This is a genomic window from Stutzerimonas sp. C6.4V, from assembly GCF_058536345.1.
The window spans coordinates 1,977,948-2,000,382 of sequence record NZ_JBZUBM010000001.1 but is presented as its reverse complement, the minus strand read 5'-3'; the positions used below and the strand labels follow the sequence as shown (position 1 = coordinate 2,000,382).

At 62.1% G+C, this 22,435-nt stretch carries 19 protein-coding genes and 1 riboswitch; of the genes, 12 read left to right on the top strand and 7 right to left on the bottom strand.

The window, feature by feature from the left end:
* The first annotated feature begins 138 nt into the window (after positions 1-138).
* Positions 139-1,101: a hypothetical protein gene (locus tag AC4LFW_RS09285; protein WP_491818793.1), complete on the top strand. Its 963-nt coding sequence runs from the start codon at positions 139-141 to the stop codon at positions 1,099-1,101.
* A 68-nt stretch (positions 1,102-1,169) separates the two neighbouring features.
* Positions 1,170-2,051, top strand: a complete 882-nt coding sequence (locus AC4LFW_RS09280; protein ID WP_491818792.1) for an AraC family ligand binding domain-containing protein — start codon at positions 1,170-1,172, stop codon at positions 2,049-2,051.
* On the opposite strand, the gene AC4LFW_RS09275 is transcribed toward AC4LFW_RS09280, so the two are convergent.
* On the bottom strand, positions 2,033-2,620 hold the full coding sequence (locus tag AC4LFW_RS09275) for a LysE family translocator (protein ID WP_491818791.1): 588 nt from the start codon (positions 2,618-2,620) through the stop codon (positions 2,033-2,035). The genes AC4LFW_RS09280 and AC4LFW_RS09275 overlap by 19 nt on opposite strands.
* A 279-nt stretch (positions 2,621-2,899) precedes the next feature.
* Between AC4LFW_RS09275 and AC4LFW_RS09270 the strand changes: the two genes are divergently transcribed.
* The 4 genes from AC4LFW_RS09270 to AC4LFW_RS09255 all read left to right on the top strand — a co-directional run bounded on the left by AC4LFW_RS09270 (position 2,900) and on the right by AC4LFW_RS09255 (position 7,086).
* Complete coding sequence (locus AC4LFW_RS09270; protein ID WP_491818790.1) at positions 2,900-3,571, top strand: HAD family hydrolase; 672 nt, start codon at positions 2,900-2,902, stop codon at positions 3,569-3,571.
* An 85-nt stretch (positions 3,572-3,656) separates the two neighbouring features.
* Positions 3,657-4,919 (top strand): DUF2254 domain-containing protein, encoded by a 1,263-nt coding sequence (locus AC4LFW_RS09265; protein WP_491818789.1) that lies wholly within the window; start codon positions 3,657-3,659, stop codon positions 4,917-4,919.
* 281 nt (positions 4,920-5,200) lie between these two features.
* The gene (locus tag AC4LFW_RS09260; protein WP_491818788.1) at positions 5,201-6,607 is read left to right on the top strand and encodes a DegQ family serine endoprotease; all 1,407 of its coding nucleotides are present in this window, start codon (positions 5,201-5,203) and stop codon (positions 6,605-6,607) included.
* Between the two features lie 128 nt (positions 6,608-6,735).
* Positions 6,736-7,086, top strand: a complete 351-nt coding sequence (locus AC4LFW_RS09255) for a hypothetical protein (RefSeq protein ID WP_491818787.1) — start codon at positions 6,736-6,738, stop codon at positions 7,084-7,086.
* A 45-nt stretch (positions 7,087-7,131) separates the two neighbouring features.
* Here the strand turns inward: AC4LFW_RS09255 and AC4LFW_RS09250 are convergent, their stop codons facing one another.
* Entirely contained in the window at positions 7,132-7,374 is a 243-nt protein-coding gene (locus AC4LFW_RS09250) for a DUF1272 domain-containing protein (protein ID WP_491818786.1), read from the bottom strand.
* Between the two features lie 237 nt (positions 7,375-7,611).
* Between AC4LFW_RS09250 and AC4LFW_RS09245 the strand changes: the two genes are divergently transcribed.
* Both AC4LFW_RS09245 and AC4LFW_RS09240 read left to right on the top strand, forming a co-directional pair.
* On the top strand, positions 7,612-10,689 hold the full coding sequence (locus AC4LFW_RS09245; RefSeq protein ID WP_491818785.1) for a hybrid sensor histidine kinase/response regulator: 3,078 nt from the start codon (positions 7,612-7,614) through the stop codon (positions 10,687-10,689).
* A gap of 115 nt (positions 10,690-10,804) precedes the next feature.
* Positions 10,805-10,902: riboswitch (glycine riboswitch) on the top strand.
* A 151-nt stretch (positions 10,903-11,053) separates the two neighbouring features.
* Positions 11,054-12,316, top strand: coding sequence for a D-amino acid dehydrogenase (locus AC4LFW_RS09240; protein ID WP_491818784.1), 1,263 nt, complete (start codon positions 11,054-11,056; stop codon positions 12,314-12,316).
* A gap of 185 nt (positions 12,317-12,501) precedes the next feature.
* On the opposite strand, the gene AC4LFW_RS09235 is transcribed toward AC4LFW_RS09240, so the two are convergent.
* The 4 genes from AC4LFW_RS09235 to AC4LFW_RS09220 all read right to left on the bottom strand — a co-directional run bounded on the left by AC4LFW_RS09235 (position 12,502) and on the right by AC4LFW_RS09220 (position 13,945).
* The gene (locus AC4LFW_RS09235; RefSeq protein WP_491818783.1) at positions 12,502-12,846 is read right to left on the bottom strand and encodes an FKBP-type peptidyl-prolyl cis-trans isomerase; all 345 of its coding nucleotides are present in this window, start codon (positions 12,844-12,846) and stop codon (positions 12,502-12,504) included.
* Positions 12,847-12,870: 24 nt separating this feature from the next.
* A complete protein-coding gene (locus AC4LFW_RS09230) occupies positions 12,871-13,224 on the bottom strand; it encodes a YkgJ family cysteine cluster protein (protein WP_491818782.1) in 354 nt (117 codons plus the stop codon).
* 68 nt (positions 13,225-13,292) lie between these two features.
* Positions 13,293-13,586, bottom strand: a complete 294-nt coding sequence (locus tag AC4LFW_RS09225) for a GNAT family N-acetyltransferase (protein ID WP_491818781.1) — start codon at positions 13,584-13,586, stop codon at positions 13,293-13,295.
* 47 nt (positions 13,587-13,633) lie between these two features.
* Positions 13,634-13,945: a hypothetical protein gene (locus AC4LFW_RS09220; protein ID WP_491818780.1), complete on the bottom strand. Its 312-nt coding sequence runs from the start codon at positions 13,943-13,945 to the stop codon at positions 13,634-13,636.
* Between the two features lie 225 nt (positions 13,946-14,170).
* Here AC4LFW_RS09220 and AC4LFW_RS09215 point away from each other — a divergent pair, with 225 nt between their 5' ends.
* From AC4LFW_RS09215 to AC4LFW_RS09200, 4 genes are all read left to right on the top strand, one after another.
* Positions 14,171-16,306: a 4Fe-4S binding protein gene (locus tag AC4LFW_RS09215; protein ID WP_491818779.1), complete on the top strand. Its 2,136-nt coding sequence runs from the start codon at positions 14,171-14,173 to the stop codon at positions 16,304-16,306.
* Between the two features lie 201 nt (positions 16,307-16,507).
* The gene (locus AC4LFW_RS09210; protein WP_491818778.1) at positions 16,508-17,695 is read left to right on the top strand and encodes an acetyl-CoA C-acyltransferase family protein; all 1,188 of its coding nucleotides are present in this window, start codon (positions 16,508-16,510) and stop codon (positions 17,693-17,695) included.
* A 124-nt stretch (positions 17,696-17,819) separates the two neighbouring features.
* Positions 17,820-18,728, top strand: coding sequence for a chemotaxis protein CheV (locus AC4LFW_RS09205; RefSeq protein ID WP_491818777.1), 909 nt, complete (start codon positions 17,820-17,822; stop codon positions 18,726-18,728).
* Positions 18,729-18,968: 240 nt separating this feature from the next.
* Positions 18,969-21,332 carry a DNA polymerase II gene (locus AC4LFW_RS09200; protein ID WP_491818776.1) on the top strand — a complete coding sequence of 788 codons (2,364 nt, stop codon included), beginning with the start codon at positions 18,969-18,971 and terminating at the stop codon, positions 21,330-21,332.
* A 7-nt stretch (positions 21,333-21,339) separates the two neighbouring features.
* Here AC4LFW_RS09200 and AC4LFW_RS09195 read toward each other — a convergent pair whose 3' ends face one another.
* A complete protein-coding gene (locus AC4LFW_RS09195; RefSeq protein ID WP_491818775.1) occupies positions 21,340-22,383 on the bottom strand; it encodes a sodium:calcium antiporter in 1,044 nt (347 codons plus the stop codon).
* Positions 22,384-22,435 lie beyond the last annotated feature (52 nt).

Sequence of the window (22,435 nt, the reverse complement as noted above, 5' to 3'; positions counted from 1 at the left end):
GTAAAACAGACAGAGCCGTTCTGCTGTGCTGGCCCGGACATGGCCCGACCGGTGAACTCCCGAGGCTGGCGCTGTCCGAATCCAGACGAGCCACCCCGTTGCGTCAGCGACGCAACCCCCTGAACGAGCAGCGAACTCATGAGCGAACCGCATTTCGACATCCGGCGTTTGGAACGTTACGACGGCAACACCGGCGAATACCTGCTGGCCATCATCACTGACGAGGATCATGCCTCGCAGGTCGAGCTGGAAGGTGGTCAGATCGGTTGGCAGTCGACCTTGCGTCACGATCGCCTGTATCGCGAGAAGGACCAGCAGACCGGCCGGCCACGTTACCGGTTCGAGGACATCCCCGAGCAGGACGGCGGCGAATTCCAGCTGGTCAGCCTTATCGCCGAAGGCGGGCGCGGCGCCGAGTTCTCGGAGCTGGTGATGTTCGGCAAGCGGCTGGTGACTTTCGATGACCGTACCGGGCTGGTGTGTGAAATCCGCGACCAGAACCAGCTGATCCCTCGCAACATCCTCATGACCGGCAGTGGCGACGAGGCCTTCAAAGGCTTCAAGAGCGAGTGGGCAACGCTCTACCATGATCACCTGGTGGTTGGCAGCCACGCCAAGAAACCCGCCGAGGAATGGGTGAAGCTGCTCAATCGCCATTACGGCGTACAAAGTCTCGACTGGGCCGACCGCTACCAGCGCATCCGCGATGCGCTGGGCGTAGGGCCGGATGGCTACGTGATTCATGAGGCGGTGGAGTGGCACCCGTATCGCCGTGAGTGGCTGTTTTTCCCCCGCAAGATCTCCAACGTGCCGTTCGACGAAGCGGTGGACGAGCGCGAGCGCGGCGGCAACAGGCTGGTCATCGCCAGCGAGGACTTCAGCCAGATCCGGACGCTGGAGGTCGGGGCGCGTATTCCGGAGCGTGGCGTTTCTTCGTTCAAGATCCTGCCGGGCCATCCGGATGAATGCGTTGGCCTGAAGAGTGTGGAAATCGGCGAACGAACGGAAAGCTACCTGTTTTGCTTCAACCTCGACGGTGAGGTGTTGCAGGACGATATCTTCATCGGCGACTACAAATGCGAGGGGTTGGAGATCCTCTGATCAGGCACCTGTAGGGCATCGCCAGATTCGGCTAACCTGTCCCGATCAAAAGCCGCCAAGGTCCAATCATGCGCCAGGCAGAACCCAGCAATCAGCGCCGCCAGGCCTGTTCCAGTTTCTGGCGCGACGCGGCGCTGCCGTTCATCGAATCGCGCACGGTCGCCGACGGGCGTCGCGTCTGCTATGCGCGTCACAGCCACGAGACGTTCTCCATCGGGCTGATCGACAGCGGTGCCAGCACCTACCACAACGGTGAACAGCGGTGCCGCATCGAGGCGGGCACGCTGGTGCTGATGAACCCCGGCGATGTGCATGCCTGCAATCCGATCCAGAACCAGCCCTGGGCGTATCGCATGTTGTACGTGGACGCCGCCTGGCTGAGCGCTCTGCAGGATGAGTTGGGCATCGACGGTAGCGGTTTGCGCCGCTTCGCTCCGATCCTGACGCGCGATCCCCGGCTGCAGGCCGGGTTCCGCCGGTTCCATGCCGTGCTGGTCGACCCCCACGTCGACCCGCTGACCAAGCAGGGCGCCGCCGTAGCTTTCTTCAGCGAGCTGCATGAGCGGCTGGTTCTGGACGCGACGGGTGCAGTCAGCGCCGCCAAGCTGCAGCGGGCGGCCGCATTCATTGCTGACAACTATCAGCGTTCGCTCAAGCTGGAAGAAATCAGCCGGATGGCGGGCCTATCGCCGTCAAGTCTCATCCGCGCCTTCAAGAAGCAGTTCGGGATGACGCCCCATGCTTACCTGACCAACCGCCGTGTACAGTTCGCCCGAACCGAGCTGCGTCGCGGGCGGCCTATTGCTGATGTCGCGCTGGATGCAGGTTTCGCCGACCAGGCGCACCTGCAGCGTTCATTCAAGCAGCTACTGGCGGCCACGCCGGGGCATTACCGTGACGCGAACACGGATGCGAGCCGCGACAGCAGGGTTCAGTTCAGCAGCAGGTAGAACGCGCAGGCGACCAGCAACCCCGCCATCAATCGGTTGAACAGCCGAACCCGCGCCGGTTCGTTCAGGTAATGCCGCAGAAAGGTGCCGGCATAGGCCCAGCAGGCCAGCGAGGCATAGCAGATCACGAAGTAGATCGCTGCGAAGCGCCACACTGACAGCGCGTCGCCCGCTGATGCGAACAGCCCCATGCCCGCAACGGAGGCCAGCCAGGCCTTGGGGTTCAGCCACTGCATGGCTGCGCCATAGAGCATCGTCGGTTGCATCGCAGGTTTATCGGTGTTGAGTCGGCCGTTATCGGCCGCCAGCCGAAACGCCATATAAAGAAGAAACGCCACGCCAGCCAGACGGATGAACTCGGTCAACCAGGGCCAGCGCTCCAGCAGCTTGCTCAGGCCCAGGCCGATCGTCACGAGCAACAGGGTAAAGCCGATGGTCGCGCCGCTGACATGGCGCAGGGCCGGTCCCAGACCGAACTGCGCCCCCGCGCTGAGCGCGACGATATTGACCGGGCCGGGCGAGATGGAAGAGGCCAGCGCAAAGGCGGCCATGGAAAGCAGCAGGCTCATGGAAACTCCTGAATTCATGCAGAGAAGGCTGCGTGAACATAGGAGCCGTCGTAGCGCCTGTATTGAACGAAATACGCGTTGCGTCGTGCACCGGCTGGAAAGCCTCCATCAGCATGGTGCCGGTTGTGGTTGCTCGACCTGCTGTTGGGGATTTGCTGACGGTGTGGCGCAGGGCCTTGGTTGATGCGGTAAAACTCGCCCGGTTTGTTGCAGTCCAAGGCCTGTCTCCGTTTCGGAGGCAGTGCGCGCCAGGCGTGCGTTTCACTTCAGGGAGACCCGATGACCACTATCGATCTGCTGATCAGCGACTGCGACGGCGTGATCGTCGACAGCGAAATCATCAGCCACCGCGTACTGTTCGAGGCGCTGAGCCTGCATGTTCCCGCCGAGCAACTGCATGCGGCGTTGGAAGGTACCTTCGGCCTGACCGTACCGAGCATCATCGATCTGATCGAAAAACGCTTCGACCTGACCATGCCGGAGACTTTCGATGCCGACTTGCGCCGGCAGAGCGAGAAAGTCGTGGCGGAAGAGGTGCAGGCGATCCCTGGCGTTCGAGAAGCCTTGATGGCGATCGATCTGCCCCTGGCGGTGGCATCCAACAGCCGGCTGCATAACGTCGAGTCGTCGCTGCAGCGTGCCGGGCTGACCGAGCGGGTTGCGGGCAACATCTTCTGTGCCGAGATGGTGCCATCCCCCAAACCCGCCCCGGATGTCTATCTGCTGGCAGCCGAGCGCATGGGCGTCGCGCCGGGGCACTGCCTGGTAATCGAGGACAGCCCGACCGGCGTGCTGGCGGCGCGCAGTGCGGGGATGCAGGTGATTGGCTTTACCGGTGCCAGTCATATCCCGGCCGGGCATGACCAGGCTTTGCGTGAAATGGGCGTGGCGGCGGTGATCAACGACATGCGCGAGCTGCCCGCAACGGTCGCGACGTTCCTGGCTCGCTAAAAGACGAGGGAAGAAACAACAAGGCTTGCGCAACGGTGCCGCAGCGCTCTTGTCTGTACTGAAACGAACGGATTGTGAGTAAGAGATGGTCGAGCGCTGGAAGTGGTTTCTCATCCGTATCAGCAAACGCCCCTGGTTCAGGGCCAGCCTGTATTCGGTCATGGGAGTGGCGACTGCATTGCTGGCGCTGGTAGTAGCACCTTACATCCCCGACGCTGTACCCACCAAGATAGGCTCCGACGCGGTGGACAACATCCTCGGGGTACTGGCCTCAAGCATGCTGGCGGTCACCACCTTTTCCCTGAGCATCATGGTGGCGGCCTACGGATCGGCGACAAACAATGTGACGCCACGCGCGATTTCACTGTTGGTCGAAGACCCAACCACGCAAAACACGCTGTCGACCTTTATCGGGTCGTTCATCTTCAGCCTGGTCGGCATCATTGCCCTGAGCACGGGCCTCTATGGGGATAACGGCCGGGTTGTCCTGTTCGCCGCTACCATCGTGGTGGTCGTCTTGGTGGTCTACGCCCTGTTGCGCTGGATCGATCAATTGTCCGGATTGGGCCGGGTCGCGGAAACCACGGCAAGGGTGGAAAAAGCGGCGACGCAGGCGTTATGTCAGCGCATGGAGTTCCCGTTTCTGGGTGGCCGTCCGCTCGAGGTCGACCCCAGGGCGCTGCCGGGTGCACGGCCGCTGTATGCAGGCAAGGTCGGTTTCGTGCAGCACATCGACATGCCGGCACTCGGTGAGCTGACCCGCTCAGAGAACAGTTCGGTCTATATCACCGTGTTGCCGGGTGTTTTCGTCGAGCCGACCCAGCCGATGGCCTGGTCCGTCGGTTTGAAGGCAGACTGCGATAAGGCCCTTCGCGATGCCTTTGTCATCGGTGCGCAACGTACCTTCGAGCGTGACCCGCGCTTCGGCATCACCGTCATGGCGGAGATCGCCTCCAGGGGCCTGTCGCCGGGTATCAATGATCAGGGCACTGCAATCGATGTGATTGGGCGCGGTGTTCGGGTGTTGTCGCATCTGTCCCGGCCGACGCCTGCCGAGGAACCGGAATTCGAGCGGGTATTCGCGCCGGGACTGAGCGTCGCAGACATGCTCGATGACTTCTTTACGCCCATTGCGCGAGACGGCGCTTCCATCGTTGAGGTGGGGGTGTGTTTGCAGCAGGCACTGGCGGTACTGGCCCGACTGGGCGACGCAGCGGTCACCTTGGCGGCGAACCGACACGCAGACATGGCACTCAAACGGGCTGAAGCAGCGTTGACATTGCCCGAAGACCTCCAGCGCGTGCGATCGGCGAAGGAGCAGGGCAGCGAGCCCGGGCCCGCTGGCTAGACAGCGTCATGGCTTGCAGGAAGAGGGTGATCAGGATCCGGCTGCGGTAAACCTTACTTTTCCTTTACGCCCGCTACACACGAAGCTGACCCTGTTCGGCGTAAAGTCTGGTCCAGGCTGATGGAATGGCCAGCTCCCTTGGGTGGGTTTGCCGCGAGCCGGCTGTCGGCTTAGAGTCAGCAGCTGTGCATGCGGCAACCCGCTGCTTTTTTTGGCCGGTCATGCTTGCCGAGACCGGTTGCCTTAACCTTTATTCGTTCATCGTGGAGAGACCCGTCACCATGATTCTTCGCAGAAACTTCCTGGCTGTTATGGCCGGCGTAGCGCTGTTCGGTCAGACGCTCGTTGCTCATGCCGACCTGCCGGATTTCACTCCTTTGGTCGAGGATGCATCGCCAGCGGTGGTCAACATCAGCACCAAGCAGAACCAACCGGTACGTGGCGCCCAGGCGCAGATGCCTGATCTCGAAGGCATACCGCCGATGTTCCGCGAGTTCTTCGAGCGCGGCATGCCTCAACAACCGGAACGTCGCCGTGAAGCCCAGTCGCTGGGGTCAGGCTTCATCATCTCCGAAGACGGCTATGTACTGACCAACAACCACGTCGTCGCCGACGCTGACGAAATCATGGTGCGCCTGCCTGATCGCAGCGAAATGCAGGCCAAGCTGGTCGGAGCCGACCCGCGCAGTGACGTGGCCCTGCTGAAGATCGAGGGTGACGGCCTGCCGACCGTCAAGATCGGCAGCTCCGAAGAGCTGAAAGCCGGCGAGTGGGTGGTGGCCATCGGCTCTCCGTTCGGCTTCGACCATACGGTGACGGCTGGCGTGGTCAGTGCTACCGGCCGCAGCCTGCCGAACGAGAGCTACGTGCCGTTCATCCAGACGGACGTGGCGATCAACCCGGGCAACTCCGGCGGCCCGCTGTTCAACCTGGAAGGCGAGGTGGTGGGTATCAACTCGCAGATATTCACCCGTTCCGGTGGGTTCATGGGCCTGTCGTTCGCCATCCCGATCGATGTCGCCATGGACGTGGCCAACCAGCTGCGTGAAGACGGCAAGGTCAGCCGCGGTTGGCTTGGTGTGGTCATCCAGGAAGTGAACAAGGACCTGGCCGAATCCTTCGGCCTCGATCGTCCCGCAGGTGCCCTGGTGGCGCAGGTGATGGATGGCGGCCCAGCAGCCAAGGGCGGCCTGAAGGTCGGGGACGTGATCCTCAGCGTCAACGGCAAATCCATCGACATGTCAGGCGATCTGCCGCACCTAGTCGGTGCGATGAAGCCGGGCGCCAAGGCCAAGCTCGAAGTAGTGCGTGATGGCCAGCGCAAGACATTGACCATCGAGATCGGTGCGCTGCCGGAAGATGGCGATGTGTTGGCCTCTGCCGGCGGCCCGGACGGCACGACTCTCAGCAACAATCGGCTGGGCGTTTCGGTAACCGAACTGACCGATGCTCAGCGTCAGGCGCTGGAAATCTCTGGCGGCGTCGTGATCCGGGAGGTCAGCCAGGGCCCTGCAGCAATGATCGGCCTGCGTCCGGGTGATGTAATCACTCACCTGAACAACGAAGCGATCGAGTCGGTAAAGGAATTCAGCCAGGTCGTGAAGGACCTGCCGAAGAACCGTTCCGTATCGATGCGTGTACTGCGTGAAGGTCGCGCCAGCTTCATTACCTTCAGGCTTCCGAAGTAAGGGGGCGAAACGCAACACCAGAAGGCCCGCCGCGTGCGGGCCTTCTTCTGTCTGGGTGGGCAGAAGCTGGGCGAACTCACCGTCCTCCGGCAGCTCCAAATAGCAACCGAACTTCTGGAGGGCTGTCGATGAACCTGTATCCGATGCTGGGATTGCTGATGCTGCCGACCTTCGCAGTCGCCGCTCCGCTGGAGCTGGAGCGTGAACTCAACGACCTGCAAATCGATGTTGAAGTGAACGAACTGGATACCAGCACCGGAGCCGGGATCGAGTCCGGGCGAGTGCAGCTGCTGCTGACCAATCATGAGCGATTCAAGGTCGCATGCCAGCTTCATCCAGGGGAGACCGAAGCTTCTCCTGGTCTTGATAGCACGCCCATCACCATCATCGCGCCGGAAGGGCGCCGCGCCCTGACGATGAGCGGTGAATATGGCGATTCTACGCTCAACGCGCTGCTAACCTGCATCCGGGACGAGTGACAGCGAATCGACGGAGTCGCTTGTCCCAGGGGGTGATGAACAGGGCTAGTGGCTACATCCCTGCGGCTTGAATACACGGTTAGTCGAGGGCGGGTTGCCGGCGAGCCTGGCGGCCGGGCGTCGCGGTCGGCGGATCAGTTCACCGCCACAGTTCGGGCAGATGAAGCCCAGTTTCGAGGAGGCGCAGGTCGAGCAGAACGTGCACTCGAAGGAGCAGATCAGCGCGTTCGGTGAGTCTGGCGGCAGGTCGGTGTCACAGCATTCGCAACCGGGTCTGAGCTCTAGCATGGGCTTGTCCACCATAGAAACGTTAACTGGGACTAATCTCGGAATAACTGGCTTAATGCGGGACTGAACCGCGCACGGCTGATGCTTTCCAACTGTTTGCGTGCGTCTGGTACAGGACGCATAAAGTAAGGCGTCCTGCTTGGTGCCGCACCTTTTTTTAAGTCCCCTGCCCGACAGGGCATCCGGTAGGAATGATTGATGCAGACGAGAGGGGCGAAGCCAGTCCGGTCAGTACCGTTGCGAAGTCGTCTACTGATGATTGCGCTGGCCGGCATCCTGCCGCTTGCCCTGGTTGCCGGGCTTGGCCTGCTCCTGATCGTCAATGAACAAAAGCAGCTGGCCGAGCAGCGCAGCCTCGAAGCCACCCGTCTTGCCGCGACGGCAATCGAAGTCGAGCTGAGCCGTTCATTGAACCTGTTGCAGGCGCTTTCGCAATCGCCCTTGCTCGACGTCGGTGAGATCGAAGCCTTTGCCGACCTGGTTCGTCGTGTACTGCCTTCCGTACCTAGTTGGTATGCCTTGCTGATCATCAGTCCCGATGGAGAGGTGCTCACCCGTGTCTCCCTGGATGACGTACCGGCCTCCAGCACCATCGCCGAGCCCGCCAGTTTTGCTGAGCTCAAACGCACAGGTAAACCGCAAGTCGGCAGCATGAGCCAGGGGCCCGGCGGGGTATGGGGCATCCCTTTGCGCGTGGTAGTGCCCGAGGACGGCGAGCCTCGCTACATCCTGACTGCAGTGCTCAGACCCCAGGCCATCGCTGATGTGATCGGCAACCGCAGGCTGCCGCCTGGCTGGGTCAACACCGTGCTGGATGCCGACGGCCTGCGTATCGCCCGTTCGCTGCGCCATCAGGAGACCATGGGACTGCCGGCTTCTCCTTCGCTGGCGCAGCTGCTGCAGGATGATCCGAGTGAGGAAGGCATCGGGCTCGCCAATACCATGGAAGGTGCGCAGGTCTACACCGCGTTTGTGCGTCTGCAGCCGTCCGACTGGGTAATTGCCACCGGCGTCCCCACTGAAGTGGTGGAAGCCGGCGCTGTCCGGGCGTTCACGCTCTATGGTGGCGGCCTATTGCTATCGCTTGCACTGGCTGTGTCGGCGGCACTGTTCGCGACGCGGCGGATCAATACGCCGATGCGGCATCTGCGCCGTGCCGCCCAGGCGTTGGGCCAGGGCCAATCGGTACAGGTCCCCGAGAGCGAGATCGAGGAAATCTGCGAGGTTGGCCGCGCGCTTGCCGGCGCAGCACAGGCTCGTCTGGCCAGCGAGGCCGAGCGCGACAGTATGTTGTCCCGGCTGGAGTTGGCGCAGCAGGATCTTACTCAGCAGGTAAGCGATCTGGAACGCCTTCAGGCACTGAGCAATCGGCTGTTGCAGATGCCTGCGCTGAATGACCAGCTGCAGGCGATCGTCGATACGCTCTGCACCCTTCATGGTGCTGCGCATGGCCTGTTGGCACTCAGCGACGGTTCTTCTCCTTTGCGTATACACGCCTCCAGAGGTTTTTCCGCCGACTCGCTGGCCCTTCTGGATAACATCCGTCCCGGCCTCGGGGCCTGCGGCGCCGCGGCCAAAAGCGGTGGGCGCGTGGTGGTGGTCGATACCGAGACCGACCCCTGCTTTGCTGACCTCGTGTCAATCTCGCGCACCGAAGGGTTCCGCTCGGTGCACAGCACGCCGATCCGGCACAGCGACAACGGAGTGCTGGGTACCTTGACGGTGCAGCTGGCTGAGGCACGGCCGCCGACCGAGCGGGAGATTCATCTCGCCGATCTCACTGCTGGCCTGGCTGCGGTATTCATCGACAGAGCCCGCGCACAGCGCAAGGCGGGGTTGTTCGAACAGCGTCTGCAGGTGGCGCTGGCCTCCTCAACCGTGCCGTTCGCGATTCTTTCGCCATGTCGAGTTGAGTCGGGCGACACCGGCGATTTCAGCTTTGATTTCATCAACCCAACGGGCGCATCAAGCCTGCGTGGCTCGGTTGCCGAAATCACCGGGCGGCGCTTGCGTGAGGTGCTGGGTCCGACTGCCAATCCGCAAGCGCTGGCGACTTTGCTGGATGTGTATCGCTTCCAGCAGCCTTGCGATCTGGAATTGCGCAGCACCGCGTTTGACAGCGAACGTTGGATCCGCCTGGTGGCTACGCCGTTCGATCAGAGCCTGGCCGTCTGGTTTGCCGACGTCACCCAGGCCAAGCAGCAGGAGCAGTCGATTCGCGAATCGGACCGGCGCAAGGATGAATTCCTCGCTACCCTGGCCCATGAGCTACGCAACCCGCTGGCACCGATCCGCCTGGCAGCCGGCCTCTTCGGTTCTCCCTCGGCATCCGATGCGCAGAAACAACGCAGCCAACAGATCATCGAGCGCCAGGTCCGGCATATGGCGCTGCTGCTGGATGACCTGTTCGACATTTCCCGCATTACCCTCGGCAAGCTGGCACTGCGCAAGGAGCGGCTGGACCTGCGCGCGATAGTCGAGGCTGCCATCGAGACCACGAGAGCGAAGATCGAGAGCAAGCAGCATGCACTGGACGTGGCGATGCCTACGGAGCCGGTGATGCTGGACGCTGACCCGCTTCGACTCGAGCAGATACTGACCAACCTGCTGAACAACGCGGCGAAGTTCACTCCCAACGGCGGGCGTATACAGGTTCTCGTCGAGCATGATGGCGAGAACGCAACGGTATCGGTGACTGACAATGGCCTGGGCATTGCCCGGGAGAACCAGAAGCTGATTTTCGAGCGTTTTGCCCAGGTGCCCAGTGCCAGCGCCCAGGTCAACTCAGGGCTCGGAATCGGGCTGGCGCTAGCCCGGGGGTTGGCGCGACTGCATGACGCTGATGTTCGCGTGAGCAGCGAGGGGTTGGGGCAGGGTGCGCAGTTCAGCCTGACGCTGCCGGCCCTGGCCGCGGTCCCGAGCGGGGCGCCGGGCGAAGCGTTGAAAAGCGCCACAGTGTCCAAGCGGCGCATTCTGGTTGCCGACGACAACCGTGACATTGCCGAAACCATGGGCGAAATCCTGCGGCTCGAGGGGCATGAGGTCCACCTGGCGTTCGATGGTATCGAGGCATACGAGCGCTATCAGCAGCTCGATCCAGAGCTCGTGCTGCTGGATATCGGCATGCCGGGGCTGCGGGGAGATGAAGTCGCACGGCTGATTCGTGCCCATCCCACCAATGCCGATGTTCGCCTGGTGGCCATTACCGGTTGGGGGCAGCCGAGCGACAAGCAGAATGCACTGGCAGCAGGGTTCGACATTCATATGACCAAGCCGGTGGATGTCGCTCGCCTTCTCGAGGTGGTTGGCGCCTGAGCATGGTCGAAAACGGACAGGTACGTTGTCTGCTGTGGATTCGGTTGCTCAGGCTCGAGGCGTTTCTGTCATACTCCGCGCCTAAGCTTCTGCCGAAGCCCATGCTTGCGGCAGTTGAGTGAAATCGGGAGAGACTGCAACGGCTTTTCCCTGTGCAGCGCCGAAGGAGCAACCGCCCCGGAAACTCTCAGGCAGAAGGACCGATTTCACTGTTGATCTCTGAAGAGCCGCCGGGCAGTCGTCGCCCGCCGCACCGAAGGAGCAAGCGAGCGTCGCTCGTGAAACTCTCAGGTCCAGAACAGAGGGGGCACCTGATCCGCATGTCGCGGCAGGCCCTGACCCCTGACGTATCTGGAGTAGCACCATGAAGAAGATCGCTGTCGTGGGTGGCGGTATCACCGGCATCACCACGGCCTATGCGCTGGCCAAGCGCGGCTTTTCCGTCACCCTTTTCGAAAAGCATCGCTATGCGGCAATGGAGACTTCCTTCGCCAACGGCGGCCAGCTGTCGGCCTCCAATGCCGAAGTCTGGAACCACTGGTCAACCATTCTCAAGGGCATCAAATGGATGCTCAAGAGTGATGCGCCCTTGCTGGTCAACCCCAAGCCCAGCTGGCACAAGCTGTCCTGGTTTGCCGAATTCATCGGTTCCATCCCGCACTACCAGCGGAACACCATCGAAACCGCACGACTGGCAATCGCAGCGCGCGAGCATCTGTTCGCCTGGTCAGAGGAGGAGGGGATTGACTTCGACCTGAAGAAGGTCGGCATCCTGCATATCTACCGCGACAAGGCGGGTTTCGACCATGCGGGCAAGGTCTCTGCCTTGCTGGCCCAGGGTGGGCTGCCACGACGCAGCGTGACGCCGGACGAGATGCGCTCCATCGAGCCGACCCTGGCCGGCCAGTATTACGGCGGCTACTACACCGAATGCGATTCCACCGGCGACATTCATAAGTTCACCAATGGCCTGGCCGCAGCCGCCATTCGGCTGGGTGTCGATTGCCGCTATGGTCAGGATGTCCGGCGTGTCTCGACCGATGGCAGAGCTGCCAGCGTGACCGTTGGAATGCGTGACGGCGAAGAATGCCTGCGGTTCGATGGCATCGTCGTCTGCGCCGGCACTGCCAGCCGGGCCCTGGCCTCGCAGCTGGGAGACCGGGTGAACATCTATCCGGTGAAAGGCTATTCCATCACCGTCAATCTCGACGACGAGGCGAGCCGCGCCGCTGCGCCCACCGTCAGCCTGCTGGATGACGAAACCAAGCTGGTGACCAGCCGCCTTGGCGATAGTCGCTTGCGGGTGGCGGGCACCGCCGAGTTCAACGGTTACAACCGCGATATTCGCGCTGACCGGATTCGGCCTCTGGTGGACTGGGTCGCCGAGTGCTTTCCTGGGGTCAACACCCGGAACGTGGTGCCCTGGGCGGGCTTGCGCCCGATGATGCCGAACATGATGCCCAAGGTCGGTCGCGGCAGCTCAGCCTGTGTGTTCTACAACACGGGACATGGGCATCTGGGCTGGACGCTCAGCGCCATCACAGCGGACATGGTGGCAGGTGTGGTGGCCGAGTCGATGGGCTCGACCGCCTCGTCGGCCTCGGTTGGACGGCCCGCTCACGCCTGAGGTATGGATCAGGAGTTCGGCTATCTCCAACCGATGGCCTGCGACAGATCTCCCAATAACGGCCTGCCGAGCAGCGGAAGCTGCTCGGCAGCCGTGTCCGGGCGGCGGAAGCAGGTCACGACGATGGTGATGACAACAGAACGGCCGCAGCCTGTATCTCTGGTGCCCTGCCTGGTGCGTCACAATCACTCGTCGCGGGTCAGCACTTCCAGCAGCTCGATTTCGAACAAAAGGTTCGAGTTCGGTTTGATGTGTTCGCCAATCTGGCGATCACCATAGGCAAGGTGCGCCGGGACGAAGAGCTTGCGCTTGCCGCCCACCTTCATGCCCATCAGGCCTAAGTCCCATCCCTTGATCACCCGGCCGGTGCCGATCACGCATTGAAAGGGCTTGCCACGATCGTATGAGGAGTCGAAGGTGGTGCCGTCTTCGAGCGTACCCCGGTACTGGGTCGTGATCAGGGCGCCCTTGACCACGGCTTTGCCGTCGCCGACCAGGATGTCTTCGCTCCGCAGTTCGTTGCTCAGCATTTATCTCGGATCCTCGTTGGGATGCTAGACCAGCACCTGCCGCGTGCTGGCGATCAGATTGTGTACCTGCTTTTCCACCTGTGCAGTCGTGGGTGCAGCCGGACCCCTGCCGCGGGGGCATGGCAGGCTTGCTGTCGTGCCAAACAGTCGGCAGATCAGGGGTCGCTCGCCGTAGGCCTCGCAACCGTTGGGACCGAGGTGCACACAGTTCCAGTGTGCCAGCGCAGCGTCGTGTTCGGCGGCGCTTTTATATGGCAAGCGGGCCATCTCTTCGGACGAGGCGGTGACCGGGCCACAGCAGTCGTGACAGCCAGGCTCACAGGCAAAACCTGGAATCTGGCGGCGAAGACTATCGATCTTTCGGTTGGTACGGGTCATGCGCTGCCTTCGACTCGGGGGCCGGCATGGTACCCGGCCTTGCGGTGTCTGCCTGCCCCGCCGAGATTTTATTCAGTCGCGATGATGTCGTCCCAGTCATGGTGCTTCTTCACATAGGCCGCAACGAATTCGCATACCGGCACGACGCGCTTGCCGCGCTGGCGGGCGTCGTCCAGTGCGTCGCGGACGAGCTTGCTTCCCATGCCCTGGCCCTCCAGGCTTGGATCGACTTCCGTATGGGTAAACACCTGGCGCTCGCCGTCGTCCTGATAGCTGGCGACGCCAAGCTCCTTGCCCTCGACTTCGAGGATATAACGCTGCTGTGACTCGTCGTGACGCACGGTTGCGTTGCTGTTGTTCATGAGGTGCCTCCGGTTCTTGTGCGGTGCGAGACCGCTGAAATGATTTTCTAGAGTGCGTCTACCAGCTGTTTGCCCAGCTCCGTACCGCGCTGGAGGGCGTCGTCATAGCTGTGGTAGTGCCGTGTCTCATCGACGGTTACCGGGACGACGATCTCGAGTTGCTTTACTACTTCGGCGCCGACGGCCCAGAGGGTTTCGCCAAAGGTCTCGTATTCATACCCGGTGAGATGGACGATCACATCGTGGTCCCGATAAACCAGTCGATGACTGTGCGGAATCTGGTGATCGCTACCGCTGGGTATGTGTGCCGGCGTGTCGAAGTAGGGTTTTTCGGCGTCCGGTTTGACTGCCTTGGTCATCGCTGGGCCTCCGCTGGGTTGTCTAGCTTGGGCCCGATACCAGCGTGCATCGTTCCGTCGTGAAGAGCGCTCGCGACGGGCGCATCACGGCGGACGACGATGGACGACCGCTAACGGTAGGCGAAGCCATTAGACCGAAGTACTGCCCTCCCGGCCCGCAAGTCGCATAGCGGTGCGATGAGCGATGGTTAGCATGCAGATATAACAACAACTCCAGAGGCAGTCATGGCACGCAGCGTCAGCCTCGTATCGCGCATGCTACTGCTGTTGTGCGCACTGGCCAGCCCGGCGCTTTTTGCCCAGGCGCTGGACGAGCAGATCCAGCAGTTGTTTCCCAAGGCAACGCGCATCGAGCCTAAGCAGGATAATCCGCCCGTATACAGCGTCTTCCAGCTCGACGAGCTGCTCGGCTACGCCTTCGAATCCGCTGACTATTCCAATCTGCAGGGTTTCTCCGGCAAGCCGATCCGGCTGTTGATTGGCATGGACACCGCGGGTGTGCTTGCTGGTGTAAGGGTGCTGGAGCATCACGAGCCTGTGTTCCTGCATGGCCTTGGCGAACAGTCACTGTTCGACTTCGTCGAGCAGTACCGGCAGCAATCGATAGGCAAACCGATCGTGGTTGGGAGCGGGCAGGGCGCCGCCAGTGAAGGTGATTCGGTGACCCGACTCGACGGAGTGAGCAAGGCGACCGTGTCGGTGGTGATCCTCAACGAAACCGTTCTGCTCTCGGCATTGGAAGTTGCGCGGAAGTTGCTCGAAGGGTTCGCCAGTGGTCCCTTGGCGACCGCCAGGCCCGATCTGTACGAGCCCCTCACCTGGGCGCAACTGCTCGAGCGAGACTATCTGCAGCATTGGACGGTCAGTCGCGAAGAGGTCGAGCAGGTGCTCGGGTCCCTCGAGGGATACCTCGAGATCGATCCGGAAGGCGACGCGCAGCCATTCAGCGAGCTCTATTTCGCCTATCTGAATGCGCCGAGCATTGGCCGCAACCTGCTCGGCGAGGCCGGTTTCGCCCGGCTCAACGAAGAGCTCAAGCCTGGCGAGCAGGCCTTGCTGGTGCTGTCTTCCGGCATGTACCGCCACGTACCGGACGACTTCGTTCCCGCCACTTCGCCGAGTCGCCTGGTGTTGATGCAGAACGAGCATGCCATCGAACTGCACGACATGAACTTCAACAACGGCGCGGTGATGGAGCTGCTCGATGCGCCGCTGGATGGATTCGAGGCCAATGTCTTTCGCATCAAGACGCATAACGCCTTCAACCCGGCTGAACCGGCCGGATTGCGTTTGAATGTGAGCCTGCGGCGCAACCATCTGGTGGAAAGCAGCACCCCTTTCACCCGGGATTTCCAGCTCGATGGCGAGCTGTTCGACATCGCCGAGGCAGAGGCAGTCGTGGAGCCGACGCCTATCTGGCTGCGCATGTGGCAGGAGCGCTGGTGGCAGATCGGCGTGCTCGGCGTGGCGCTCGTCCTGTTGACCGGGGTGTTCGTCTGGCAGCACCGCATCAGTCGGCATAGCCGGGGCTTTCATCTGTTTCGCGCCGGCTTTCTGATATTCACGCTGGTGTTCGTGGGCCTGTACGCCCAGGGCCAGCTATCGGTGGTCAACATCTTCACACTGCTCCTGGCGCTGTGGCAGGACTTCGATATCCGCGTATTCCTGATGGACCCGGTGATCTTCATCCTCTGGAGCTTCACCTTTGTCAGTCTATTCGTCTGGGGCCGCGGGGTATTCTGCGGCTGGCTGTGTCCGTTCGGCGCGCTGCAGGAGATGCTCGGCTGGCTTGCCAAGCGACTGCGCATCCGTCAGTGGAAAGTATCCGACCGCCTTCACTTGCGTCTGCAGTGGCTGAAGTACCTGATCTTGATCGGACTGGTGCCGGTGGCCTTTTATTCATTGACGCTGGCCGAACGGCTTGCAGAGGTGGAACCGTTCAAGACCAGCATTACCCTGTTCTTCATGCGTTCCTGGCCGTTCGTGCTCTACGCGGCAATCCTGCTAGGGCTCGGCCTGTTTGTGCACAAGTTCTACTGCCGATACGTTTGCCCGCTCGGGGCCGGGCTGGCGATCCTCGGCAGGTTTCGCCTGTTCGCATGGCTCAAGCGCATCGACGCCTGTGGGCAACCCTGCCAGCACTGCAAGAACAGCTGCGAAATCGGCGCGATCAGGCGCGACGGGCGCATCGACTATGACGAGTGCATCCAGTGCCTGGAGTGCATCGTCATTCTCAATAACGACGACCAGTGTGTCGCTACCATCAGTGCCCGGAAAAAGGCGGAGAAGGCGGCGCGGCATACAGGGGGCGAGCTGATCGCGACAGATGCCATGATGCCTCAGCCGGCGTCCGCGCCCTGACCGCCAACAGCCCTCTCGATCCGTAGGCGATGGCCTGCGGCTCATCAAGGATGGCGCCTGCGACCCGACTGCCCGGTTCTGCAAGGATGCAGAGCCGTTCTGCACCTGTGCGTATTGTTCATTTGCCTCACTCGGCTAGGATCGGGCGATTCTGTCGCCGGACCCATCGGCGTGTCTGGCTCTTTCCGAGATGAGGACTGCATGGCTGAACGTGAAATCATGATTGTTGGCGCAGTGCGAACCCCGATCGGTTCCTTTGGCGGTGCGCTGAAGAATGTGGACCTGATCTCCCTCGCCACGACCGTCTGCCGTGGCGTGCTGGAACGATCCAGTACGCCGCCGGACGCCGTCGGCCATGTGGTGATAGGCAATGTGATACCCACGGAACCACGGGACGGCTACCTGGCGCGCGTTGCCGCGGTGGATGCCGGCATTCCGTTGGAGACGCCTGCCTACAACGTCAATCGGCTCTGCGGCTCGGGGCTTCAGGCGGTCATTTCGGCGGCGCAGTCGATCCTGTTGGGTGATACCGACCTGGCCATTGGCGGCGGGGCGGAAAGCATGAGCCGTGGCCCTTTCATCCTGCCGAACCTGCGTTGGGGTGCGAGGCTGGGTGATAGCCAGGCGGTCGATTATATGAACACCCTGCTGCACGATCCCTGGGGCAAGTTTCATATGGGGGTGACGGCCGAAAACGTGGCCGAGCGCTATGGCATCAGCCGCGAGCAGCAGGATGCCCTGGCGCTGGAGAGCCAGAGGCGCGCGGCACGCGCCGTGGAAAATGGCTATTTTCGCGACCAGATCGTTCCGGTCCAGGTTGCGGCGCACAAGGGCCATACGCTATTCGAAACCGACGAGCATCTGCGTCCTGACCTGACCATCGAACGGCTTGCTGCGCTGAAGCCGGCCTTCCGCACGGACAACGGCACGGTGACAGCGGGCAATGCCTCGGGCCTCAATGACGGCGCTGCGGCGCTGGTCCTGGCTGAAGCCGGACGTGCGCGAGCGTTGGGCCTCACGCCCATGGCGCGACTTGTCAGTTACGCCCATGCCGGCGTGGATCCGGCATACATGGGTATTGGTCCGGTGCCGGCGGTGCGCAAGGTGCTGGAACGCGCCGGTCTCAGTCTTGACGATATGGACGTGATCGAGGCCAACGAAGCCTTCGCCGCCCAGGCGTGCGCGGTGATGCAGGAACTTGGCATGGACCCGGCGCGCGTCAACCCCAACGGATCGGGCATCGCCCTTGGGCATCCGGTCGGCGCAACCGGGGCGATCATTACCGTCAAGGCGGTGCATGAACTGCAAAGGACAGGTGGGCGTTACGCGCTGGTGACCATGTGCATCGGCGGAGGGCAAGGGATCGCAGCGATCTTTGAGCGCGTCTGACCGCGCCGCGCAGCCATCTCGTCGGAGGCAGACATAACCGATTGAAGAAACCGCCGGGCCTGCCGACAAGACAGGAGCGAGGTGATATCTCGGCACGAGACCGGCTTTCCCATCAGGACGAAACATGAACAACCTATCCGCCACCGATTCCTTATCGCTTCTGCTGTTCACGCTGCGCAGCGGCAAGCAGATGGCGATCAACCTGTTGAAAGTCAGCGAGATCATCCCGACCCCTTCGCTGACTCGTCTGCCCGAATCACACCCGCATGTAAGAGGTGTAGCCACGCTGCGCGGGCATCCGCTGTCGGTGATCGATCTCAGCATGGCCATCGGCATGGCGCCGTTGCAGGACCCCAAGGGCGGTTGCCTGATCGTCACCGAAATCAGCCGCTCGAAGCAGGGCCTGCATGTTCAGGCCGTGGTCAGGATCGTACACATCCAGTCCTCGAAAATCCTGCCGCCGCCCTATGGCGCACGGTCCAACTCCTTCATCACCGGAACTGCCGAAGTGGATGGCGAGCTGATCCAGATTCTCGACGTGGAAAAGGTCATTCACAACATTGCGCCGGCTCCGGTCGATGCGGACATTTCGGAGCTGGATGACCAGGACGCACAGCTACTCACCGAGACCCGGGCGCTGGTCCTCGATGACAGCCAGGTGGCGCTGCACATGTCCGTGTCGGCCCTGAGCAAAATGGGTGTCACCTGCCATGCAGTCCGCAGCGCCCGCGAAGCATTCGAGAAGCTGGACAGCCTCAAGGGGGGCTACAACGCCATCAACATGGTTGTCTCCGACATCGAGATGCCGGAAATGGATGGCTATTCATTTACCCAGTCCCTGCGCAAGCATCCCGATTACGCCTCCATCTATGTGCTGTTGCACACCTCGCTGGACAGCACCATCAGTACCGACAAAGCCAAGGCCGCCGGGGCCAATGACATCCTCACCAAGTTCTCGCCACCGGAGATGGCCAGGTGCATGCTGCGCGCTGCACGGGTGATTCACCTGGGCGAGGATGCATCGGTCGCCTGACGATCGGGGCGTTTGGTTCGTACGCCAACCTGTAGGAGCGAGGTCGGTGCGAAAGGCACAGCGCCTGCTTAGCTGCCGTACCTGCCGAAGCTCGCGTCGCGCGTGTTGACGTAGAGCGCATACAGCGAATGGCTGCTGGCCATGCACAGGCGGTCACCGCTTCCGCTTTGCTGTCCGAGTCTGGCAGAGCAATGACACGTAGAATGGTCCGCTCAGAGACAGACACCAGAGAGGCGGACGGTGGAACTAGAGCAGGGCTTCGTCCTGACCCGGCACTGGCGCGACACCGCGGCGGGTACCGAGGTGGAGTTCTGGCTGGCGACCGATTCCGGGCCGCGTCGGGTCCGTGTGCCGAACCAGCCGTCGGTGGCGTTCATCCCGGCAGAGCAGCAGCGCAAGGTCGAGCTGCTGCTAGAGGGCGAGCGCGACGTGGAGTTGCGACCGTTGAAGCTGACCGATTTCCGCCATCGCCCGGTACTCGGCCTCTACTGCAATCAGCATCGGCAGTTGATGAATCTGGAGAAGCGCCTGCGCGGTGCAGGACTGGATGTGTACGAGGGCGACATCCGCCCGCCGGAGCGCTACCTGATGGAGCGCTTTATCACCGCACCGGTGAGTTTTACCGGCCAGCCGAATGCGGGCGGCGTGCTGCTGGAGGCGCAGATCAAGCCTGCTCCGGACTACCGGCCGCAGCTCAGGCTGGTTTCGCTGGACATCGAAACGACCATGCGTGGCGAGCTGTATTCCATAGGCCTGGAAGGCTGTGGGCAGCGTCAGGTCTACATGCTCGGCCCGGCCAATGGCGACAGTGCTTCGGTGGATTTTCAGCTGGATTATTGCGACAGCCGCAAGCAGCTCATCGAGCGGCTCAACGACTGGATGGCGCTGCATGATCCCGACGCCATCATCGGTTGGAATCTCGTGCAGTTCGATCTGCGCGTCTTGCGTGATCAGGCCCAGCGCTATCAGGTGCCGCTGCGCCTGGGCCGGGGTGGGGAGGAGATGGCGTGGCGTGAGCATGGTGGTCGCGGCAATCACTTCTTCGCCGCCGCAGCGGGCCGCCTGATCATCGACGGCATCGAGGCGCTGCGTTCGGCGAGTTGGAGCTTCAACTCGTTCAGCCTGGAAAACGTCGCGCAGACACTGCTCGGTGAAGGCAAGGCCATCGACACGCCGTACCAGCGCATGGACGAAATCAACCGCATGTTCGCGGAGGACAAGCCGGCCCTGGCGCGCTACAACCTCAAGGATTGCGAGCTGGTCACGCGAATCTTCCACAGGACCGAGCTGCTGACCTTTCTGCTCGAACGCGCCACGGTCACCGGGCTTCCCGCTGACCGCATGGGCGGCTCGGTGGCGGCGTTCGAGCATCTATACATTCCCCTCATGCATCGACAGGGCTTCGTCGCGCCGAATCTTGGCGAGCGGCCGCCGGAGGCCAGCCCCGGCGGCTTCGTGATGAATTCGCAGCCGGGCCTGTACGAATCGGTGCTGGTGCTGGATTACAAGAGCCTCTACCCCTCGATCATCCGCACCTTTCTCATCGACCCGGTAGGGCTGGTCGAGGGCATGCGCCAACCGGAAGACAGCGACTCGGTGCCCGGCTTTCGGGGTGCACGCTTCTCGCGTACGCGGCATTGCCTGCCGGCTATCGTCGAGCGCGTCTGGGAAGGCCGCGAGTCGGCCAAGCGCGAGGGCAACAAACCGTTGTCCCAGGCGCTGAAGATCATCATGAATGCCTTCTACGGCGTGCTCGGTTCCAGCGGCTGTCGGTTCTTCGATCCGCGGCTGGCCTCGTCCATCACCCTGCGCGGCCACGAAATCATGCGCCGGACCCGGGCGCTGATCGAGGCCGAAGGCTATAGCGTGATCTATGGCGATACCGATTCCACCTTTGTCTGGCTCAAGCGCGCCCACAGCGATGAGGACGCGGCGCGTATCGGCAAGCAACTGGTGCAGCAGGTCAATGTGTGGTGGCGCGATCATCTGCAGCGTGACTACGGGCTGCAGAGCGCGCTGGAGCTGCAGTTCGAGAGCCACTTCAGGCGCTTCCTGATGCCGACCATTCGCGGCGCGGAGGAGGGCAGCAAGAAGCGCTATGCCGGGCTGGTCACCCGCCCGGATGGCAGCGATGGCCTGGTGTTCAAGGGGCTGGAAACGGTGCGCACCGACTGGTCGCCGCTGGCCCAGCAGTTCCAGCAGGAGCTGTACCGACGCATCTTCAACCGGCAACCCTATCAGGACTACGTGCGAGATTATGTCCAGCGCACCCTGGCGGGCGAGCTGGACGAGCTGTTGATCTTCCGCAAGCGGCTGCGGCGGCGCCTGGATGACTACGAACGCAACGTGCCACCCCACGTACGCGCCGCGCGGATCGCCGATGATTACAATCTGCAGCAGGGCCGGCAGCGGCAATACCAGAATGGCGGCTGGATCAGCTACCTGATCACGGTGGCCGGCCCGGAACCGCTCGAGGTGAGGCGCGCGCCGATCGACTACGACCACTATGTCAGCCGCCAGCTGCAACCCATCGCTGATGCCATCCTGCCGTTCGTGAATGACAGTTTCAGCGCGCTGATCGACGAGCAGCTTGGGCTGTTCTAGCCCAGTGTCAGCCAAGCTCGCTTCTGGTGAGCACCATCAGGACGCCTGCGAAGTAGAGCCCGATCATTGCCACGCTCTCGAAGCCGATCCGGCCCAGGCCATGTTTTTCACGCCGTAGCAGACCCATCAGCAGCACTCCTGTCATCAAAATCGACAAGGCCACCCACAGCAGCACGCTACTGGAGGTGTGGTGATAGATAGAGCCGTCCCGGTAGGCGATATCCGAAGCGGCGACGAACAGGGTATCGAACGCGTTGCCGCCAATGATGCCGCCAACCGCTAAGGTCAGCGCACCACGTTTGACCGCGGCGACCGAAGTCACCAGTTCAGGCAGGGAAGTGACCACGGCCGTCAGCAGCACGCCAACGGCCGCCTGGCTGAGCCAGGTACGGGCGGCGATTTCGCTGGCCGAGGCCTGAAGCACCCAGCCGCTAACGCCAAGAATGACCGCCATGATTACGAACTGCACCCAAAGCGATGTGAGCGAATGATCACCTGATTGGTCGTCAGGTGTGTCCTCGCGGGTTTCTTGTGTCAGTGTTGGCTGCCACATGGCTTCGTGTTGGCCCGTAGAAATCACCCGCAAGCCGTAGAAGTAGCCCAGCAGCAGCAGCGGAGTGACTGGATGGATGCTCCATACGGTGAAATCCGGGGAATAGCTGCCCACCATGATCAGTGAAAGCAGGCATAACACCAGCGCGCCCTGCATGAGATTGCCGATCGACGCCGCAGCGTGTTCGAGATTGACTCGGCGCAGGCAGAGGTCGGCGACCGTCAGAAACAGCGTTTGCACCGCAATGCCGCCTAGCGCATTGCTCATTGCCAACTCAGGCTGCCCTCGCCAAGCTGCAGTAACAGAGAGCACGATCCCGGACAACGACGTTGCCATGCCCAGTAAAACCGCACCGGCCATGGCCTCGCCCATACCGGTGCGATCGGCGAGTTCATCCACCACGCGCGTCAGGCGGGTTCCCACGACGCCGATGACCACGGCGCATACGATCAGCACGCCGACACTTACTGGCAAACCCATGGCTTGAAGATCTAACAATTGACTCTCCGGGGGGCTGTGCTGATGCAGGGAGTGATGGGTAGAGCGACAA